The 18,470-nt window shown below is 48.5% G+C and carries 17 protein-coding genes and 2 pseudogenes; 3 read left to right on the forward strand and 16 right to left on the reverse strand.

The window, feature by feature from the left end:
• From L696_RS0108725 to L696_RS0108765, 10 genes and pseudogenes are all read right to left on the reverse strand, one after another.
• Window positions 1-1,532 (reverse strand): annotated as a pseudogene (locus L696_RS0108725) (endonuclease); the annotation flags it as partial.
• A 99-nt stretch (window positions 1,533-1,631) separates the two neighbouring features.
• A pseudogene (locus tag L696_RS32650) lies at window positions 1,632-1,880 on the reverse strand (serine hydrolase domain-containing protein); the annotation flags it as partial.
• Between the two features lie 141 nt (window positions 1,881-2,021).
• Window positions 2,022-2,846 carry a thioesterase II family protein gene (locus tag L696_RS0108730; protein ID WP_025683310.1) on the reverse strand — a complete coding sequence of 275 codons (825 nt, stop codon included), beginning with the start codon at window positions 2,844-2,846 and terminating at the stop codon, window positions 2,022-2,024.
• A gap of 806 nt (window positions 2,847-3,652) precedes the next feature.
• On the reverse strand, window positions 3,653-4,630 hold the full coding sequence (gene glpX, locus L696_RS0108735) for a class II fructose-bisphosphatase (RefSeq protein WP_025683311.1): 978 nt from the start codon (window positions 4,628-4,630) through the stop codon (window positions 3,653-3,655).
• Between the two features lie 138 nt (window positions 4,631-4,768).
• Window positions 4,769-5,572 carry a pyruvate, water dikinase regulatory protein gene (locus L696_RS0108740; RefSeq protein ID WP_025683312.1) on the reverse strand — a complete coding sequence of 268 codons (804 nt, stop codon included), beginning with the start codon at window positions 5,570-5,572 and terminating at the stop codon, window positions 4,769-4,771.
• Window positions 5,573-5,585: 13 nt separating this feature from the next.
• Window positions 5,586-6,200, reverse strand: a complete 615-nt coding sequence (locus L696_RS0108745; RefSeq protein WP_245233322.1) for a helix-turn-helix transcriptional regulator — start codon at window positions 6,198-6,200, stop codon at window positions 5,586-5,588.
• A 242-nt stretch (window positions 6,201-6,442) separates the two neighbouring features.
• Window positions 6,443-7,654 (reverse strand): ABC transporter permease, encoded by a 1,212-nt coding sequence (locus tag L696_RS0108750; RefSeq protein WP_025683314.1) that lies wholly within the window; start codon window positions 7,652-7,654, stop codon window positions 6,443-6,445.
• Entirely contained in the window at window positions 7,651-8,370 is a 720-nt protein-coding gene (locus L696_RS0108755; protein WP_025683315.1) for an ABC transporter ATP-binding protein, read from the reverse strand. Before L696_RS0108755 ends, L696_RS0108750 begins: the two co-directional genes overlap by 4 nt.
• A 6-nt stretch (window positions 8,371-8,376) precedes the next feature.
• Window positions 8,377-9,834: an efflux RND transporter periplasmic adaptor subunit gene (locus L696_RS0108760; protein WP_025683316.1), complete on the reverse strand. Its 1,458-nt coding sequence runs from the start codon at window positions 9,832-9,834 to the stop codon at window positions 8,377-8,379.
• Window positions 9,835-9,847: 13 nt separating this feature from the next.
• The gene (locus L696_RS0108765; RefSeq protein WP_025683317.1) at window positions 9,848-11,023 is read right to left on the reverse strand and encodes a TolC family protein; all 1,176 of its coding nucleotides are present in this window, start codon (window positions 11,021-11,023) and stop codon (window positions 9,848-9,850) included.
• Window positions 11,024-11,345: 322 nt separating this feature from the next.
• Between L696_RS0108765 and L696_RS0108770 the strand changes: the two genes are divergently transcribed.
• Window positions 11,346-11,534 carry a hypothetical protein gene (locus L696_RS0108770; RefSeq protein WP_014281398.1) on the forward strand — a complete coding sequence of 63 codons (189 nt, stop codon included), beginning with the start codon at window positions 11,346-11,348 and terminating at the stop codon, window positions 11,532-11,534.
• 97 nt (window positions 11,535-11,631) lie between these two features.
• On the opposite strand, the gene L696_RS0108775 is transcribed toward L696_RS0108770, so the two are convergent.
• The 3 genes from L696_RS0108775 to L696_RS0108785 all read right to left on the reverse strand — a co-directional run bounded on the left by L696_RS0108775 (window position 11,632) and on the right by L696_RS0108785 (window position 13,997).
• Complete coding sequence (locus L696_RS0108775) at window positions 11,632-11,958, reverse strand: MGMT family protein (protein WP_025683318.1); 327 nt, start codon at window positions 11,956-11,958, stop codon at window positions 11,632-11,634.
• Between the two features lie 143 nt (window positions 11,959-12,101).
• A complete protein-coding gene (locus tag L696_RS0108780; RefSeq protein ID WP_025683319.1) occupies window positions 12,102-13,262 on the reverse strand; it encodes a rhamnogalacturonan acetylesterase in 1,161 nt (386 codons plus the stop codon).
• A gap of 312 nt (window positions 13,263-13,574) precedes the next feature.
• Entirely contained in the window at window positions 13,575-13,997 is a 423-nt protein-coding gene (locus L696_RS0108785; RefSeq protein ID WP_025683320.1) for a hypothetical protein, read from the reverse strand.
• 169 nt (window positions 13,998-14,166) lie between these two features.
• Here L696_RS0108785 and L696_RS0108790 point away from each other — a divergent pair, with 169 nt between their 5' ends.
• Both L696_RS0108790 and L696_RS0108795 read left to right on the forward strand, forming a co-directional pair.
• A complete protein-coding gene (locus L696_RS0108790; protein WP_025683321.1) occupies window positions 14,167-14,574 on the forward strand; it encodes a CHRD domain-containing protein in 408 nt (135 codons plus the stop codon).
• Between the two features lie 163 nt (window positions 14,575-14,737).
• Window positions 14,738-14,926 carry a substrate-binding domain-containing protein gene (locus L696_RS0108795; RefSeq protein ID WP_025683322.1) on the forward strand — a complete coding sequence of 63 codons (189 nt, stop codon included), beginning with the start codon at window positions 14,738-14,740 and terminating at the stop codon, window positions 14,924-14,926.
• Between the two features lie 20 nt (window positions 14,927-14,946).
• Here the strand turns inward: L696_RS0108795 and L696_RS0108800 are convergent, their stop codons facing one another.
• Genes L696_RS0108800 through L696_RS0108810 form a run of 3 tightly spaced genes read right to left on the reverse strand, consistent with a single transcriptional unit; the run spans window position 14,947 to window position 17,940 of the window.
• Window positions 14,947-15,702: a LutC/YkgG family protein gene (locus tag L696_RS0108800; protein ID WP_025683323.1), complete on the reverse strand. Its 756-nt coding sequence runs from the start codon at window positions 15,700-15,702 to the stop codon at window positions 14,947-14,949.
• Entirely contained in the window at window positions 15,695-17,215 is a 1,521-nt protein-coding gene (locus tag L696_RS0108805; RefSeq protein WP_025683324.1) for a LutB/LldF family L-lactate oxidation iron-sulfur protein, read from the reverse strand. Before L696_RS0108805 ends, L696_RS0108800 begins: the two co-directional genes overlap by 8 nt.
• On the reverse strand, window positions 17,212-17,940 hold the full coding sequence (locus L696_RS0108810; RefSeq protein WP_025683325.1) for a (Fe-S)-binding protein: 729 nt from the start codon (window positions 17,938-17,940) through the stop codon (window positions 17,212-17,214). The genes L696_RS0108805 and L696_RS0108810 overlap by 4 nt, the downstream gene beginning before the upstream one ends.
• Window positions 17,941-18,470 lie beyond the last annotated feature (530 nt).

Here is an 18,470-nt window from a genome sequence, read left to right on the forward strand (position 1 = left end):
CTGCCGTTTTGTCTCAGCCTAAGACTGGCCGAACCGCTGGTTCCCGGCTTAATCCGTACGGTGAGGTCTTTGTAGGCATGTCCCTTGCTGTCGGACTCCAGGCTGAATGCTCCGCTATAGCCGTACGAGGTCGGCCAGGTGCCATCCTGGTTTTGAATCTGGGCTACCTGATTGCCGCCCGCTACATAAATGCCTGCGCTGAATCCACTAATCGTGGTATTCGGAGCCAGTTGGTCCGCAGTAATTCGAATTTGAAAAGGCTCTGCATTCGGTAGCTGATCCTGACGAACAATGCTGTAAACAGGCTGCGTACTGGCCATAGAGCTACCATAGGCTCCGGGCTTGTACGTCTGCTGATCCCACCACTTGTAGCCTGCTGCGGGAGCGGACCAAGGCTCGGCTTGTGGCTCCGTCGAAGCCTGCGGCTCCTCAAAAGGCAGCAGTGCTGTCGGCTGATCAAGCTGCAAGCTTTTCACATCCGTCAGACTGGTGTAGTTCTCCTTCTTGGATAGCCAATTGACGATATTAACCAGCAACACGGCATCATCCTGCTCCTTAAAGCCGTCATACGTCGTCTTCTTGGTACCTGTCTCTTCGCGCAGATATTTTGGCGTCGCATCTTCAACAGGAGATGAATCCCCCAGAAAGGCTGCTTTACCGAGTCCTACTTTGGATACGGCTGCATAGGGTCCTTCCGGTATGCCTCCTCCGTTATAGACGCCCTGATCTACCGCGTTGCCCCAAGCCTGATTGGTTTCAGGGAGATATACGATCCCCTTGGCTTTCGCCGGGTCGATAATCGCCAGTGTTGATCCTGCATGCATTGCCACATTACTCACTCCAGCTGTAATGCCGAACGCCTGCGCTGGCTCGACAATCTGATTGGCAGTAATATCGCCTAATGCATTGTAGCGAAAACGCACACCAAACTGGCTGCCCAGCCAATCTGAGCTGACTACGTCCTGCATCGCTGCCGAGCTTCTTTCTTCCGCGCTCATTCCCTTGGCAGGATCTTCCCATGCTCCGCGACGGTAACCGTTAATACTCTCTGATCCGTCCCAACGGTTCTTGTTGCGGTCCGCATTATAATGATCTCCAATGAAGAAAATGCTGTTGCCTGCTTTGGCATACTGCTCCATCGCAGCCTGTTCGCTTTGTTTGAAAGGAATATTCGGCTCTGCCGTCACAAATACATCATAATCCTTCAGATCATTGTAAGTAATCGGCGTAGATTTACGAAGCTCATGCACATCATAGCCGTTGCTTGCAAGGGCTTGGCCAAAGTCTGAAAATCCGCCATCAATCACCCAGTCTGCCGCACCGGCTGTCTGTCCGTGTGTATTATCGAACAACACTTTTTTGCCAGCGTTTTCATTAACCACCTTGGCGGCGATAAAAGGGGCCGGATCAGCCGGACCTTCTGCCGATGCCGGTTGTATGCTGCTCACAGCACCAGCGTACAACGACAAAGCGAACACCATAGCGGTTGCGTATTTGAAGCCACGGGATGTAAAACTGCGAAAGATTCCCATTCTATTCCTCCTGTTTGTTGGTTATGGCCCCCGATGAGGGGGATCAAATACAAATTCTAGCATTCATTTATGTTCGGACATGCGATGTTTTGTAAATGTTTAGGAGTAATGAATAGGAAGGAAGTTCCAGTAAAAAAGATATACCGTGTGCAATAACGTGATGATCGCAAACAGGACTTTTCCGGTGGCTCTGGCCTTCCTCTCTCCTGTAATCAGCCTTGCGCTGTTCACGATCAATACCCATACGGCAATTAGGGCTGAAATCAACGGAAGCGTGCAAATCCCCCAGATATACCAGGCGGGATAGCCATATACAATCTGACTGTTACCATAAATAAACTGCACGCCTGGATGTAGGAGTGTTTGCGTGGAATGAAATCGTTCTTGAATTATGCTGGGAATTGCATCATGGTGGTGGGTTGGCTGTTGGATTGTTACTGATATGTTAATCATGTTGTGTATCGTGGTGTATCGTGATGTGTGGGGCATTTAACTCTGTCTGAATCGTGGTTGTAGAGTATTGGTGCTGTAAGATGTATGAGCTGCGGCAGCGGGGTTCAGAGCTGAAGATGCGGACAAAATATTCACGACTGCGCTTATAACTTCTTGCTCTTGTTCATGGATGAAAAAGTGATTGCCTTCGAACATTCGCACATCTATGGGCGATGTGGTGTGTTGCTGCCAGGCATGGAGTGAATCAGTCGTCACCTCATGATCCTTCATGCCGCCTAAAATGGTCATCGGACAGGCCAATGAACTCCCCGGTTGATAAACATACGTTTCGCACACCTTAAAATCTGCACGCAGACGAGGCATAATAATTTGCATTAACTCTGCATTTTGCAGCACTTCTTCGGGTGTTCCCTGCATCAAACGAAGCTCTTCGGTGAAAGGTTGATCTGCTAAATCATGGAGTTGTTTTTTGGAATACGGAAGATGTGGTGCGGATTTACCGGATACGATGATATGGACAGGCAAAGTCCCGGTTTTGTTATACAACTGCCGTGCTGTTTCAAATGCAATCAGTGCTCCCATACTGTGTCCGAAAAAAGCAAACGGCTTATGTACGTATGGAGCCATAGCGGGAATCAACGATTGCACGATGTCCTGAATGGTGTCCATTGGAGCCTCTGTTGAGCGGCTTTCACGTCCTGGAAGCTGTACAGGCAACACCGTAATGTCAGGCGCAAGTCTAGACTTCCAGGAATTAAATATGGAAGCGCCGCCACCGGCATAAGGGAAGCAAAATAGTTGGAGCTTCTCAGCCGGATGGACCGCAGTTTTCGCAAACCAAGATTGTGACCGAGTCGTCATATGAATTCCTCCATCCTCTATGCAGTTCAGGATTTTACAGCAAATCCTTATATCGCTTTTTTTCTTCCAACACTTTCTAGCTATTTTTAAATATACAAACTTTAAAACCGCTTGGCATGGGACAAAAGATCTAACTTGATAGAGTTTATAAAAATAAACAAAATCCATATTATGCTATTTATTTTCAGACTTTAAAAGCAATAATTTCACTTTTTGCATGAATTGCCTGCCGATCATGATCTGTCAATTTGATTTAAAACGAGGTTTCAAATTTTCATGCTTTTGTAAAATCACAATGATGATGATTTGCAATAGACCCCGAAAGCCTTGTGCTACAACAATTTTACCTTTACATGCCATTAACATACATGTAACAAATTCAGCCTGATATTATCCGACAAATTCCGCCTTTTTCCGCAACAGCCTTTATCCTCCTATTTTATGGGATTAAATTTCATCAAGCTCACATCAATCAAAATTAATAACTCTTTAATTTTTTAATAAATAATATTGTTTTATAGTTCAATAGAACCAATTTTCAGGAATTTTTTTTGACTCTCCGTCTAAAAATTTCAGTTCAGATTGAATTTTTCTCCTCTAAAGCTATGAATGTTCTGTTCAAACTTTAATAGAAACGTTTTTATCTTCCTTCAAAAGTGTCGATTTTCAGGAAATTTATATCTTTGGTTCTGGCCCTTCTGCAATCGGCAAACGAACCGGAAACACCAAACAGCAAGTCTCTACGTGGTAAGAGACTTGCTGTTTTTAAGCTTTTATGACTTGGTCTTTGATGTAGCTGTGAAGACTTAAGAGGATGCGGCTGCAGCAAGCGTACCGGAAGAGTCAGCTGTATGGTGAATACTCCGTACAAAGCGGATCGTTTTCGTTTCCGAGTGCATCACGACCGAATGGGTTTCCGCTCTATGACCAGGGAGGGAACGAACCCCTTGCAGCCACTCGCCCGGTGTCACGCCAGTAGCCACAAACATTACGCCTTTACGTCCGACCATATCCTCCATGGACAATAAAGCCCCAGGATCAGCAATGCCCATACGTTTGCATCGTTCGATCTCTTCTTCATCATGAGGCAACAGGCGACCTTGAATCTCTCCACCCATGCATTTCAGCGCTGCCGCAGCCAGCACACCTTCAGGCGCTCCACCGGAGCCGATATGCAGATCCACACCGCTATCCAGGGATGTTTCAATTGCACCCATTACATCTCCATGCCCAAGCAGCTTGATCCGAACGCCGCTTTCCCGCAGCAGCTTGATGATTCCGGCGTGACGTGTACGATCCAGAATGGACACGGTAAGTTCGGACAAGGATTTACCCAATATCCGTGCGGCCTTTGACAGGGTAGTCGGAATCGGATCATCCAGTGACAGCTTTCCAGCCAGTGCCGGGCCTACGGCCATTTTTTGCATATACATATCCGGAGCATGGAGCAGACCACCACGAGGAGCAGCAGCAATGACCGAGAAGGCATTGTTCAATCCGTTCGCCACCGTTTCGGTTCCCTCCAGCGGATCGACGGCGATGTCTAAGGCCGGCCCTCTGCGATTGCCTACTCTTTCCCCGATATACAGCATGGGAGCCTCATCCATTTCTCCTTCGCCAATGACGACCGTACCGTCCATAGATACTGCGTTAAAATGAGTGCGGATGGCTACCGTAGCCGCCTCGTCCGCGCTGTTCTTATCTCCACGTCCTATCCATTGCGCTGATTGCAGCGCTGCCGCCTCTGTAACCCGAACGAATTCCAATGCCAGTTGACTCTCCATACCTATCCCTCCACCTCTTCTATATATATTTGTTATCCTATCGCAAATTATTATTTATAGAGCAGCTTTGCTGCTATTTATATATCTATAACACTCCTGTATCCTACAGCAACTATTATCTATAGAGCAGCTACGCTTCTATAACATCTTGATAATCAAACCCGCTGTTTCTTCAATCGCTTTATCCGTGACATCAATGATCGGGCAACCTAATTCCGTAAACAGGGATTGCGCATACGCAATCTCTTCCTCCACCCGCGTCGATGTAGCATATTGCACATTGTTGGGCAATCCCATCACCTTGAGTCGCTCACTGCGTATTTTTAACAGCAGCTCCGGCTGGATCGTCAACCCAAACACCCGACCATGCTGTACATCCTTTAACTGTGCGGGTGGGGTCAGCTCCGGTACAATGGGAATGTTGACCGTTTTAAAGCCTTTATGGGCCAAAAACATCGACAAAGGGGTTTTGGAAATACGGGATACGCCAAGCAGTACAATATCTGCTTTGAGAATGGCGCTCACATCTTTGCCATCATCATATTGAACCGCAAAATCCATGGCTTCCACACGGCGGAAATAATTATCGTCCATCCGATGCAGCAGACCGGGTTTTTCCTTCGGATCATCATGGAACGTATCGGCAAACGCCTGCATCATCGGGCCCATGATATCGACAGCCCGCACATTCAGCCGGACAGCCTCCTCTTTCATTGCTTCTCTCAACTCCGGCTGTACCAGCGTATAGGCTACAAAGCCTTTACGCTCGGCCACCTCTTCCATCACCCTACTCAGTTCGTCTTCATCTCTTACATTCATAAATCTCTTGATCTCTGTGTCCGGTAGCTCAAACTGGCGCATGGTCGCCCGAACGACGGCTTCCGCCGTCTCGCCAATCGAGTCTGAACAGATCGCTATAAAATGACTGCGCGCCTGAACCATTCGATTCCTCCCATTAATCCTCTGCTACCATATCGAGCAACATTTTGATGATATTTGTTTTCGTAATGCGTCCCACGACTTTCCAATGCTCTCCTGGTTTGTCGGAGTTGGAAGGGACGACGACAGGCAAACTGTCAATTTGACGGGCAATGATTTTGCGCGCTGCCTCCAATACAGTGTCTTCCGGAGAAATGGTGACGACATTCGCCTGACGGGTCATCACGAGACTGACAGGGATGGACGCCGCATTCGGATTGCCTAACGTAACCTTGAGTAGATCCTTGCGGGAAGCTATTCCCGCCAAATCCCCCTCTTCATCGGTAACGATCAGGTTACTCACGTTCTCCAGAAAAAGAGCAACCACTGCTTCCTGAATCGTTGTTGTTTCGCGTACGATGACTGGAACCCCGTGAAGATCGCCGACCTTCATTTGCAAGAGCCGGAATTTTTCCTCCCGGTTCGGCGTGCCCCGTTTTCCGACAAAATAACCAACCTTGGGCTTCGCATCTATATAATTCAAAATACCCAGCTTGGATAGGTCGGTCCGAATGGTCGCCTTGCTGAGATTGAGCATTTCCGCAATCTGATCACCGGTAATCGGGGCATGCTTTTGTACGATGTTTAAAATTTCTACTTGTCTTGCCGTAAGGTCGATGATGAACGCCCCTCCTTTTTTTCCTTGCTATCTGATATTTAATATAATACGTCATATATAATTAAAAATCAACCTATAAAATTATATAAAACATCACATATATAAGATTAAAGCGGTTATTGATGGTTTTTTATCGTTTAAAGCACTTATACCGCACCAAAAAAAGCGGATACTTCACATCCTGCTCTTTCGAGTAAGACGAAGTATCCGCTCCTTTATTCGTATCTTAAAGCATCAATCGGACGCAGCTTGGACGCCTTCCGCGCCGGGTACACTCCAAACAGCACACCAACCCCCATGCAGCACAGAAAAGAGTACAGCACCGGTTCCATCGTATACACAATCGGCATATGGACAAATTTCTCCAGCAACTTTGCGCCCCCAAGACCCGCCATAACGCCAACCAGTCCGCCCATCAGACTGAGAAAAACAGCCTCGGCCAGAAATTGCAGCATAATATCACTGCGCTGCGCACCAATCGCCTTGCGAATCCCGATCTCCCTCGTCCGTTCCGTGACAGACACCAGCATAATATTCATAATGCCAACACCCCCAACACCAAGCGCTATTGCAGCGACGCCGAGCAACAGCATATTCATAACCTTGTCTACACCTGAGACCGTTTTTAGAATCTCCGTTTGGGTCGTGATCTGAAAATCATCGCCCTCTGATGGCTTCAGCTCATGCCTGGCACGCAGCACCTGTCGGATTTCAGCACTTGCCTGATCAATCTTCTCCTCCGTTGTTGCAGAGGCATTCACCTGCTGAATGCTCATATTGCCCAACCGTTCCATCCCCGTTGTAATCGGCACATATACCTGCTGCCCGCTGTTACTCATATTGGAATTGGAATTTGTCAGCACACCGACCACCTTAAAAGGAAGCTGCTTGATCATGATCGTCTCACCGACCGCCCTGGAGGCATCCGGGCCAAAAATATTACGGGCCGCATCACTCCCAAGCACGGCCACATTCATACGTTTGTCCACTTCATAGTGGGTAAACGACCTGCCCTGAGCGAGCGACAGCTTTCTCACATGAACGAATGCCAGCGAAGTCCCCTCAATTTGCCCGCTGACCTTATTGCGGCTCCACGTAATATCCGCATTGGTCATTGCACTTGGAGCTACCTCAGCTACGGCTTTTTGCTCCTCTAGCGCAGCGATATCCTCCAGAGATATTCCTTTCGTCTGGCTGAACGACATGGAGCTGGACCCATCATATGGGGCATAAGGATAAATCATGAGCAAATTATTCCCCATACTGTTAATCTGCGACGTAATCGTGGCCGTAGAGCCCTTACCGATGGCTACAATCGCGATTACAGCAGCCACCCCAATAATAATACCCAGCATGGTCAGCAAGGATCGCAGCATATTGGTTCGCAAACTGTTGAGCGATACCCGGATAATTTCCCGAAATTTCATGCCTTCACTTCCTCTGCCGCCATTCTTCGGTTCCCAACAGGCTGATCCTCTTCAATCCGTCCATCGCGAAAATGAATCAGACGCTTGGCGTATTCCGCAATTTCCTGATCATGGGTAACGAGTACAACCGTTTTGCCCTTGTCGTTCAGACGCTGAAAAATCCCCATAATTTCAACGCTTGTTTTGGAGTCCAATGCGCCTGTCGGTTCATCCGCCAAAAGAATGACCGGATTGTTCACAAGTGCGCGCGCAATGGATACCCGCTGCTGCTGACCGCCTGACAGCTCATTCGGCTTGTTGTTCATCCGATCGCTCAGCCCCACGCTGGTCAGCGCCTCAATGGCACGCAAGCGCCGCTCCTTGGCTGATACCCCGGCATAGATCATGGGCAGCTCTACGTTATCCAAGGCTGTGGCCCGCGGAAGCAAATGAAATTTTTGAAATACAAATCCGATTTTCTGATTACGGATAATAGCCAGCTCATCCTCACGTGCATCCAGTATGGAATAACCGTCCAAATAAAATTTCCCCGAGGTAGGCAGATCCAGACAACCGATGACATTCATCATCGTGGATTTGCCTGATCCAGATGGTCCCATGATCGCAACAAAATCACCGTCAGCAATATCAAGTTGTACCTCACGCAGGGCATGAATTTCCTGATCCCCGACCTGGTACACTTTTTTCAAATCCTCAATCTGAATGACGTATCTCATACCCGTTTAAAAGCCTCCCTGCATGCCCATAGCGGAAGGGTCCGGCGGAGGTTCAGGAGCAGGCACAATAAGAGTGTCACCCTCCTTCACACCCGACTTGAGCTCGACTCGATCTGGCGTGTAAAATCCGAGTTCTACGGGCTTGAATGTGCGCGCCCCTGGATTTGCAGAGTTATTAGAGGAAACATACACGCCGTCCTGTCCCCCCTCTGACCTTAGCGCAGTCGCTGGTACGAACAACACATTTTTGTGTACCCCCAAAATAACAGCGACATTCATAATCATGCCCGTTTTCAGCTTGCCCTTCGGATCATGAACAGACAGCTCCATCAGATAAGTCGTCATGCCTTCATCTGTGGATGCCTCCGGTGAGACGAATTGCACCTTCCCAGGGAACGATTCACCCGGATAAGCATTGGTGGATAACACCGCTGAAAGTCCTTTTTTCACCTTTACAATATCGTTCTGACTAATTTTCGCAACAATTTTGAGATTGTTGGAGTCCGAGTTGTTCATGACGATAAAAGGAGCCGTCGGACTGGTTCCGACATCCCCGTTCACCTTTAAAATGACTCCGTCCCACGGTGCCGTGACCTGAAGCTTGTTCAGGTCATTTTTTTTCTGCTCCAGCTCGGTGGCCAGTCTTCTAACCTCAATCCGTGCGGATTGGATATTGGAGGCATCGGCCGGAACCTGAATCTTGCGAAGCTCAGCCATAGCCGTACGGTAGCCGATTTCAGCCTCTGCGATGGCGTGACGCTTTTGCGACATGATTTTGCGGAATTGTAAATCCAGACCGTCATAATCTGTCTGTGCCTTATCCAGTGCTTGCTCTGCCTGCTCCATTTCACTGTTGGACACCGCCCCGGCATCATGTAAAAACTTTTGATCTTCATATGCCTTACGCGCCTGCTCCAGCTGCTTTTTGGAAGCCTTCTTCTGACTTTCCGCTTCTTCCAGCTCAAATGATTCCTGCGCTGTATCGACAGCCATTTTAGCCCGAAGCACGTTTGTCTTCTGAATTTCAATATCCTCCACCTTCGGCCCCTTCTCCAATTCAGCCAGCTTGGATTTGGATATTTCCAAATTATCGGATGCGCTCTGGATTTGCATCTTAATTTCAGAACTGTCCAGAAGAGCCAGGACTTGTCCTTTTTTCACCTTGTCTCCGGCCTTCACGTTTACCGCCGCCAGCTTATTTTCGCCTGCACTTGTGAAATTCAGCTTTACTTCCTTGGAAGCCTGCACGGTACCAGACGTATCCAGCTTCTCGCTCACATCCCCGCGCTCCACTTTAAGCGTCTCGTCCTGAACTAATGGTGCAGCCTGCTCTTTGGGCAGCTTCAAATACACTGCTGTTCCACCCCCGCCTATAACCAGCAGCACAACCATGGTCCAGATCCACTTTTTTCTCCGTTTTCTTCGTAACTTTAACAATGCATCGTTTAAAACCGCTTCTGCCAACTTCGTTTCCTCCCTATGTGCTCCATGGCTTGCTCAACGTGTATTCATTCTGACTCAGCTCAATCGCCAGCTCTTCCATTTGCCGTTCAATCTGGTCCACCTTCAACTGGCTATTTTTCAGCTCCAGCTCGATAATTAAGCCTCTGGCCCACTTTTTGCGGGACAGCTCCAGCCCCTCTTTTGCCGTGCGCAGACTTTCTTCCAGTTGAACGTATTTTTTTTGGTTTTCCTTGACCGTGGCATATAAATTGCGGAGCGATTCGGCAAAATCCTTTTGTCCCTTGTCCAGCTCCTCCTTGGCTGTATCCACGTCCATTTTGGCTAGATCGTAAGCACCTGCACCGCTGTTAAAATCGAAATATCTCACATTGAGTTCCGAAGTCTTGATGCTATCCTCCAGCTTCCACAAGTTCGGATTCATATCCATCAGCTGTTGTATATGTATTTCGATATCCAGCTTCTTCGGTTCCTCGTACACTGGTCGATCCACCATTTCATAGGCTGTTCCGTTAGGCTGGCCCATCAGAAAATTCAGAGCGTCACGCGATTTTTGCAGCGCAATTTTTCCCTGCTCGACCGTCTGCTCCGCCTGGCTTCTGGCCTGTGTACTCTCGTTTTTCGCATACTCAGACAGCTTGCCGCGCGCAAATTTGGCGAGTGCAATCTTTTCCTCCGCTTGAGCAATTTCAAGCGCTTCCAGATCATTTTTCACCTGATTCTCTGCCACGAACACGCTTTGATAGCTTTTCATCACATTAAAATAAATCTGATCCTTGGCGAACTGCGCCTGCTTTTTGCTGGCTAGATAGGATAACGTCGAAGAGTTATAATTTCTCCAGGATGACTCATCACCAACATATTCACCATCTATAAAATCGACGAATGCATTTCCCAGGTCCTTCTCTGCATTCTTAAACTCAATTCTTCGACGCTCCACGTCCCGCTCGGCGGTACGCGTGTTGTAGCTATTCGTCTGTGCCCATTCCGCTGCCTGCTTGAGCGTTAATGGAGGTAAAGCCTGTCCCGTTACGGAGGCGGTCTTCGATGTGACCGCAGCAGACGAAGTTCCTGATATACTTGCTGACGTATTTCCTGTTGAACTTCCTGCTGCACTATCAGCCTGAACGGTGGAAATCAAGCCTGATGACATCGTCAATACGAGCAGCGTGGCAGCCGCTTTTTGCTTCATAAGATGAATCTGTCCCCTTTCGGTGAAATCTTTCGAATTATTTCTATAGATTTCGACATAAATTTCCACAGTCTATCCATCACCTAATTGTACTTTCAGGCTAATGTTGGTACAAGACGTCAAATCAATACATTTTTGTAACCTTTATTTCAACATATTGTCGATGCAAGCTATTCTCTTGCAAATCAGATATAAAATGAACCTGTTTTTACCTGAACTTTACCTAATTTTCAGCTAATTTTAAGGAAACCAACAGCATCTATTAAGGTTGGGAACATATACTAGAGAAAGAATAACAGCCGCTCACTGGGAGGGTTAATAGATGATAAAAGAATCTCGCATGACAACTACGAACGAACCGTCTGATTTGTGGATGACCCGATTTTTACGTGAATCCGAACAGCAAAAGAAACAACTGATCCGGGAAGCCCGGAAAAATAACGATATACCGCTTATAAACAGTATTTCTTTCCACCTTGCCCAACGGAATCAGCAGCATCTGATCAGCTAGGGATGATTTTAATAGAGATGAATCTCGCTTCTAACCTAAAATGCCGATCAACGTCGCTTGGATGCATACGTGATCGGCATTTTTAGGTTATTTCTATCTATTCGTCTTCTGTCATCGCTTGAGAATCATGCAGGTATTTTTCCAGCGAAATTCGTCCGTTCTCCATAAACTGTATACCTTCTGCTTCCAAAAGCAGCCTTTGTAAAGAAGCTCCTTCATCGTCCTGTAGCGCGATTTCTCCCAAGCGATTTACGACCCTGTGCCAGGGCAAGCGGTACTTGCTGCTAAGCGTATGCAAAATACGCACCACCTGACGCGCCCCTCTCGGACTGCCTGCTTCCGCTGCAATTTGTCCGTAGGTCATGATTTTCCCCTCAGGGATGGACTGGATTATTTTTAATACACGAGCTGTAAAAGGCTGCATGTGATCGTCGAATCTCCTTTCCCCTAGCCGTAAACTGTGGTCTTCACGTCTCAAAACAGTGCTGACACCATACAACAAAACTATTCCGGCTCTCGCGCCGTTTTTCTATCATTATAGCACCCACAGTCTTCGGTTGGGGAAGGCTAGAATCCGCTTAGACCCTGCCTTTTTAAATCCTTAGCTACTAGACGTGCCAGTTCCTTTGCTCCCGCAACATTCGGATGCAGCGTGTCACCGTTCATATACAGGGCGAGTGTGGCTTGCGGGCCAATGGAGGTAAAATAAGCTGAGCTGAGCACGTTCAGATCGACCAAAGGCGTTTGTTCCTCTTGAGCCAGCGCTAAAATAGAGCTTCGATACCATCTATTTTCAGCAGTGTGTACATTGTTGGCGTTAAAATCCGTAGCTCGCCCCTGCGGTGTGGATAGAATCACCGTCGCCCCCTTGGCCTTGACCTGCCGGATCATATCCCGCATCCAGTCCTTAAACTCCGCTTCGCTTTCGTTATGCTTCGGGTTGGTGTCATTTATGCCTAACTGGAGTATGAAATAATCCCCCGGCTTAATGTATTTGACGATGGCCTCGAGCTGACCGTCCTGATGAAAGCCCCTCGCAATTTGCCCACCTGACGCCATGTTACGGATCTGGAATGTATTCGTGTTTACGAATTGTGGCAATAACTGACCCCATCCAGCCTGCACGCTGCTATCCAGTGGATAGTAATTGCAGACGGTAGAATCCCCGCCGATGTAAATCGTCCGATTCGTAACGGGGTTGTTAGACAATCGCCTGATTTCCAATGCACTTATTGCAAAAGAGGTGCCCTCTTTACCTTCAGTCATCAGCAAATTTAATTGCCCATCGGTCACGGGAATTTGAAAACGGTCCTTCGCTCCGTCCCCCGTCATATTGATGACCTGATACACTCCCTCGGCGGCAACGCTCGCTCGGGTCGTATTCCCTAGCGTGACCGACACCTCATATAGCCCTGAGGCAAGGTCCACATCAAATGTATTCCCGCTTTTCGTACCGGTCGTCAGAAACCGTACCGCATCACTAGCGACACCAGTACCCGATGCTCCCACATTGCGTACGTTCTCGGGTGTACGAAATCCGTAACCGCGGGTCGCATCATATCGCAGGGATGCGTTCACCCCGGTATAGCCAGATTCCACTGGCCCCGCGCCAAAATCAAATTTGTAATCGCCAGCCGCTCCATACGCAGGCGTAGTCCCATTCAAGCCCGGCGTACTACATAATAAAGCGACCAAAAGCATACTGGTCATTCCTTTCATCCACTTCATATCATCATTCCTCCTTCAAAATGTAGAATAACCTAAGGACCTTTCAACTCTTTTTTGTAAGCGCATACAAAAAATTACGTTCTTTTACCTCATGGATACAGGTTTGCACCCATTTTATTCCTATGCAGGCAAGGGCCTGCTTATTCATCCGATCACTCCCTTTCAAATCAATCGCACTGTTGAATATTATAGAATAAATGTATATATTATTTAATTATTCCAATGTGAATAAGCCCCGCAGATATTCACCTGCGGAGCCTCGTACAGAAGGAACTTTTTTGAAATTTAATTCATTTATAACATTACATTACATTAGTCTCCAACCAAAATACCATCGAAGCTCTCTGGACCTACCCGTATCGTACCCAGCAGGTTCGAAGAAACAAAAGCGGTGTACACCAACTGTGGCGTAATCGGCGGGTTAAAGTCATCAGCCGAGAACGCGATGACCTGCGGAGCCGTTATACTCAAGCTAAACGTAGACGTTGCCGAGTAAACGATAGGATCGGTTGGCAAGGTCCCTCTTACAATGGTGATCGTAATTCCTACTAAAGCGAGTGGCAGTTGAACCGACAGAGTCCCTTTAAGCAGAACCCGTGCCGTGCCTGTAATTCCCAGTGTGTTTAATCCGATCTGTCCAAACAATTGCGGCGTATTCAAAACGGTGATCGGAATGGAAATAGAGTTTGCAAATGAGGCGTTTTGAGATATTCTTCCATCAATAAATGTTCCCATGGTTTTTCCCCCTTTCTCTACCAGATACTCATAGTCTATGAAAAGATGACTTATATGCTTGGACTAAATAACTTGCTAAACACATAACTTTCTCTTTATAGGCGAATGTACAGCCCTTTCCCTGGCCCCATGAATACACTAAACCAACACTGGGAAAAGGAGCGATGTAATGTCTAGGTTTAAAGCCACCTTAAGGGGGAGTCATGAAGTACCTCCTGTCAGAACAAATGCCACGGGAAATGCGGAGTTTCATTACCAAAAGGAACGTCGACAATTAAAATTCGAACTTACTGTACGCAACATTTCACGGGTAACCCAAGCGCATATTCATCTGGGACGCAGAGGTGAAAATGGTCCGATCGTAGCTTTCTTGTTTGGCCCTTCAAAATTTGGAATCACTGTCAAAAGAGGCGTTGTTAGCGGCGTGCTGCGTGCATGTGACCTCGTTGGTCCACTCAGAGGCAGAACCATTTATGATTTAGTTTGCCAAATCAGAGAAGGCAATGCTTACGTTAATGTTCACACCGTTCGGTATCCAGATGGAGCCATTCGCGGACAGATCAGACGTTGCAAGTAACCACCGTATGACGAAAATTAAATATGAAAAAGAACTTTCATAGCCACCTTGAAGTGCTTACATGCACCTTTCGTGTGGATTGAAGGTTCTTTTTTCTATTCCCCGTCAATTCTTAACAAAAGTTAAGAAGTTCATAAGCAAGGAAGCTGCCAGTGAATGAGGAATGGTTGCTCAGCGGTATCCATACGGTCAGGACGGAATGCGGGCGTTTGCCAAGCTGGATTCGTTAAAGGAACGTCCGCATGCCATCATGACAACTAACGATTTTGTGGCATGTGGTATTATCTCAGCCGCCCGCAGTAAGGGCTGGAATGTTCCGTACGTTGTATTGGCAGTTGAACGGTCAGTCTAAATGCTAACTCCACCTATAAACTAGCCCATTAACAACGTATAAACGATTCCGGGTCCGTGTACACCGATAGTCAAATCATTTTCAATATCCGACGAACGGCTGGGTCCAGTAATAAAATGAATCCCTGCGGGCAGTTGCTCGCGCCCGACTTCGTCAAAGCGGCATAAAATCTCACCCAGCCGTGTTCGTAAGCGCTCCACCGGCAGGATAATGATCAGTACGGTAGGCAGCAGGCTGACCGCACGGCCCTTCTCCGGCGAGGATAGCACCGCCACCGATCCGGTGTAGGCAGCGGCTTCGTCGGCGATCACGATGCCGATATCCGCCTCGGCGGCGCGGGCCTTCCAGTCCTCGACTGGATCGGTGTTCCACACCGATAGACGGACTTCCGGCAGCGCCGATTCCAACCGGAGCGCATCCAGGTCCGGCTCATTCTGCCGGACGATATAGGCCGCTCCCAGCTCTCGCGCCTTGCGCGCGATCCAGTCTGCCGTATGCTCCAGATCCGGCAGACGCACGACATGCCCGCCAACACTGGTAAAGTTGGCGGTAAACTCTTCGATGCGCTGCTCCGAGCTCCATTCGAATTCATGCCAAAATGCAGGTGCACCGCGAAACGGCTGCACGGGCGGCTCCGTCTGTCGCGGACGCTTGAGCTTCGTTGCGATGCCATCCATAAAGCGTACCTGCTTGGCGCGGGATTCCGCTTCCATTTGATGGAGCCACGCTTCATGGGCCACCTTTGTTTGCGCAGAAGGTCTATTCTGTTCACTCATGCTGCCTGCCTCCTTTACTTCTATCCGCCAAAATCTTCTCCATTCGGCTATGGACATCCGATTGCATCACGGTGCGTTCTTGCTCCAACTCATGCTCCAGTGTTTTCCATTGCTGACGGAAGGATTTTTTCGCCAGAGTGGGAGCCACACGGTACGTATTCCAGCCCTTTAACGGGCCAACCTTAAGGGTGATTTCTCCCTTACGGACGACCGCTTTTTGGGCAATCTGCCCAAGCCGAATCGCTGCTGCGAATCGCTTCGAGCTGGAAACCACTGTCGCGAACCCCTTCATCCCCGCCGTTTCCAGCTTATCTCCTTGTCCTGCCTCCACCTTGCGTCTACGCAAATAAACCAGCATATCATGCAGCGGTATTTTGACCGGACAAGCTTCATAGCACGCACCACACAGGCTGGATGCACTCGCAATGTCGTTCCACTCTTCGATGTTGCCATGCAGGGCAGGCGTAAGTACTGCACCGATAGGGCCGCTATATGTCCCACCATACGCATGTCCGCCAATGTGACGGTAAACTGGGCAGGCGTTCAGACAAGCCCCGCAACGAATACAATTCAGCAGCTCCTGAAACTCAGGATTGCCTAGCTGAAGCGAGCGACCGTTATCTACGATAATGATATGCATTTCCTCCGGCCCATCGGCATCTTGACTACGTCGTGGGCCTGAAATGCCGGACATATACATCGTCAGCTTCTGTCCGGTAGCGGATCGTGGCAGCAATGTAGCCATAACCTCCAGATCCGTCCATGATGGAATAATCCGTTCCATACCCATCAGCGTAATTTGCGTTTTGGGCAAAGTGGATACCATCCGCGCATTGCCTTCATTTTCAAACAGTACCATGGAACCCGTCTCCGCGATGGCAAAATTACAGCCTGTCATGCCAATATCCGCCTCGAGAAACTTTTCACGCAGCTTCTTGCGGACAAAACCAGCCAAAATCGTCGTATCCGCAGACAGCTCCTCCCCCGCTTCTTTGGACAGCAGTTCGGCAATTTGATAGCGGTTTTTGTGAATCGCCGGAATGACGATATGGGATGGGGCCTCTCCTGCAAGCTGAATAATATATTCACCGAGATCACTTTCAATCGTCTCGATATCCACACCCTCCAGCGCCTGATTCAAGTGTAGCTCCTCCGACACCATCGACTTGGATTTAACAACAGACCTGGCCTGATTGTGGGCAGCAATATCCAGCGTAATCCGTACGGCATCTGCTGCTGTATCGGCAAAATGGATATGCACCCCGTTGCCCCGGGCATTGTCCACAAACAAGTTCAAATAATAGTCCAGATGAGCAATGGTATGCAACCGAATTTGGCGGCCCCGCTCACGCCATTCCTCCCAATTCCCATGCTGCTCTGAAGCCGCCTGCTTGCCGTTACGCAAACGCTCCGTTGTGAAACGAACCGCATTCCGCAGAAAATCGTCGTTCAAGGCCAGCTCGGCGCGTTTTTTGACCTTTTGGCTCATCGAATGTGAACGTACAGCGGTCATGCGTGCTTCACCCCTTCGTACAGCAGCTCAGCCAGATGCATAACCCGAACTGGCTCTTTCCGATACCGGAGATTTCCGGCAATGTTCATCAAGCAGGCCATATCCAGTCCGACCAATACCTCGGCTTCCGTCTCCCTGATATGGTCCACTTTTTCAGTCACCATCGCTCCCGAAATATCCGGCATTTTCACCGCAAAAGTTCCGCCAAAGCCACAGCAATCCTCGGCAAAAGGAAGCGGCACCAGTTGCAAGCCCTTTACGCTGCCAAGTAGCTGCATTGGCTCCTCCTTCACGCCCAACAAACGGGTACCGTGGCAAGACGGATGGTAGGTTACGGTATGCGGAAAAGACGCGCCCACATCGGTCACGCCAAGCACCTGCACCATAAATTGCGTAAACTCATACGTCTTCTGCTCCAGCCTTCGTGCGGAGTCCAGCCATTCCGGCTCATCCTTGAACAACTCCGGGTAATGATGAATCATATAAGTGCAGGAACCGGAGGGCGATACGACAAAGTCGCTGTCGTCAAACGCTTTCAAAATCGTTTTTGCTGCTGCCCTCGTTTCATCCCAATAGCCGCTGTTATAGGACGGCTGTCCGCAGCATGTCTGCACCTTCGGAAAATCCAGTTGAACACCATATCTGGCAAGCAAGCGCGCCATCGCTTCCCCCACCTTGGGATAAATCGCATCACTCAGGCAGGTAATAAATAAAGATACCTTCATACGGAACACCCCTTCCGTCCATAGAATAGCTATACTTTATAACTGAAAAGTTACCTTTGGTGCCACTGCGTAGTCGGATGGTGCTTCCCATCGCCACCGCCCCCGGATTTCTTGAATTAAGCCTTTCATCAGGGTAGAAATCCGGGGACAAAAGCGACCGCTACCGCTTGTACAGCACCATTCCGCCTACTCCGTTTTCGTGTACATTTTACAAGTTCATCTTAAATAGATAGTAAACGCTTTCTAATTATTTTAATGTTAAACCATTTGCCTGTGGAACGTCTGATCTAGTCTGTCGGCATTAGGGTTGAACCGACACTTACTCATTACAATAAAAATTCATTTTCGGAGGATACCAGCGGAGCGGTTCATTTGAATCTGGAGAAGCGTCAGCGCTCGCCTAAAAGCTTTCCAAAGGAAAGCTCTCATCGTTAGCATAAGCTTGCTGCGGGATTCTCATCTATACATGTTCTACATCATCAAAGAATCCCGCTGCAACAGCGATCGTAAGATCAAATGAAACGCGGAGC

The organism is Paenibacillus maysiensis (assembly GCF_000520815.1).
Taxonomy (GTDB): Bacteria; Bacillota; Bacilli; order Paenibacillales; family Paenibacillaceae; genus Paenibacillus; species Paenibacillus maysiensis.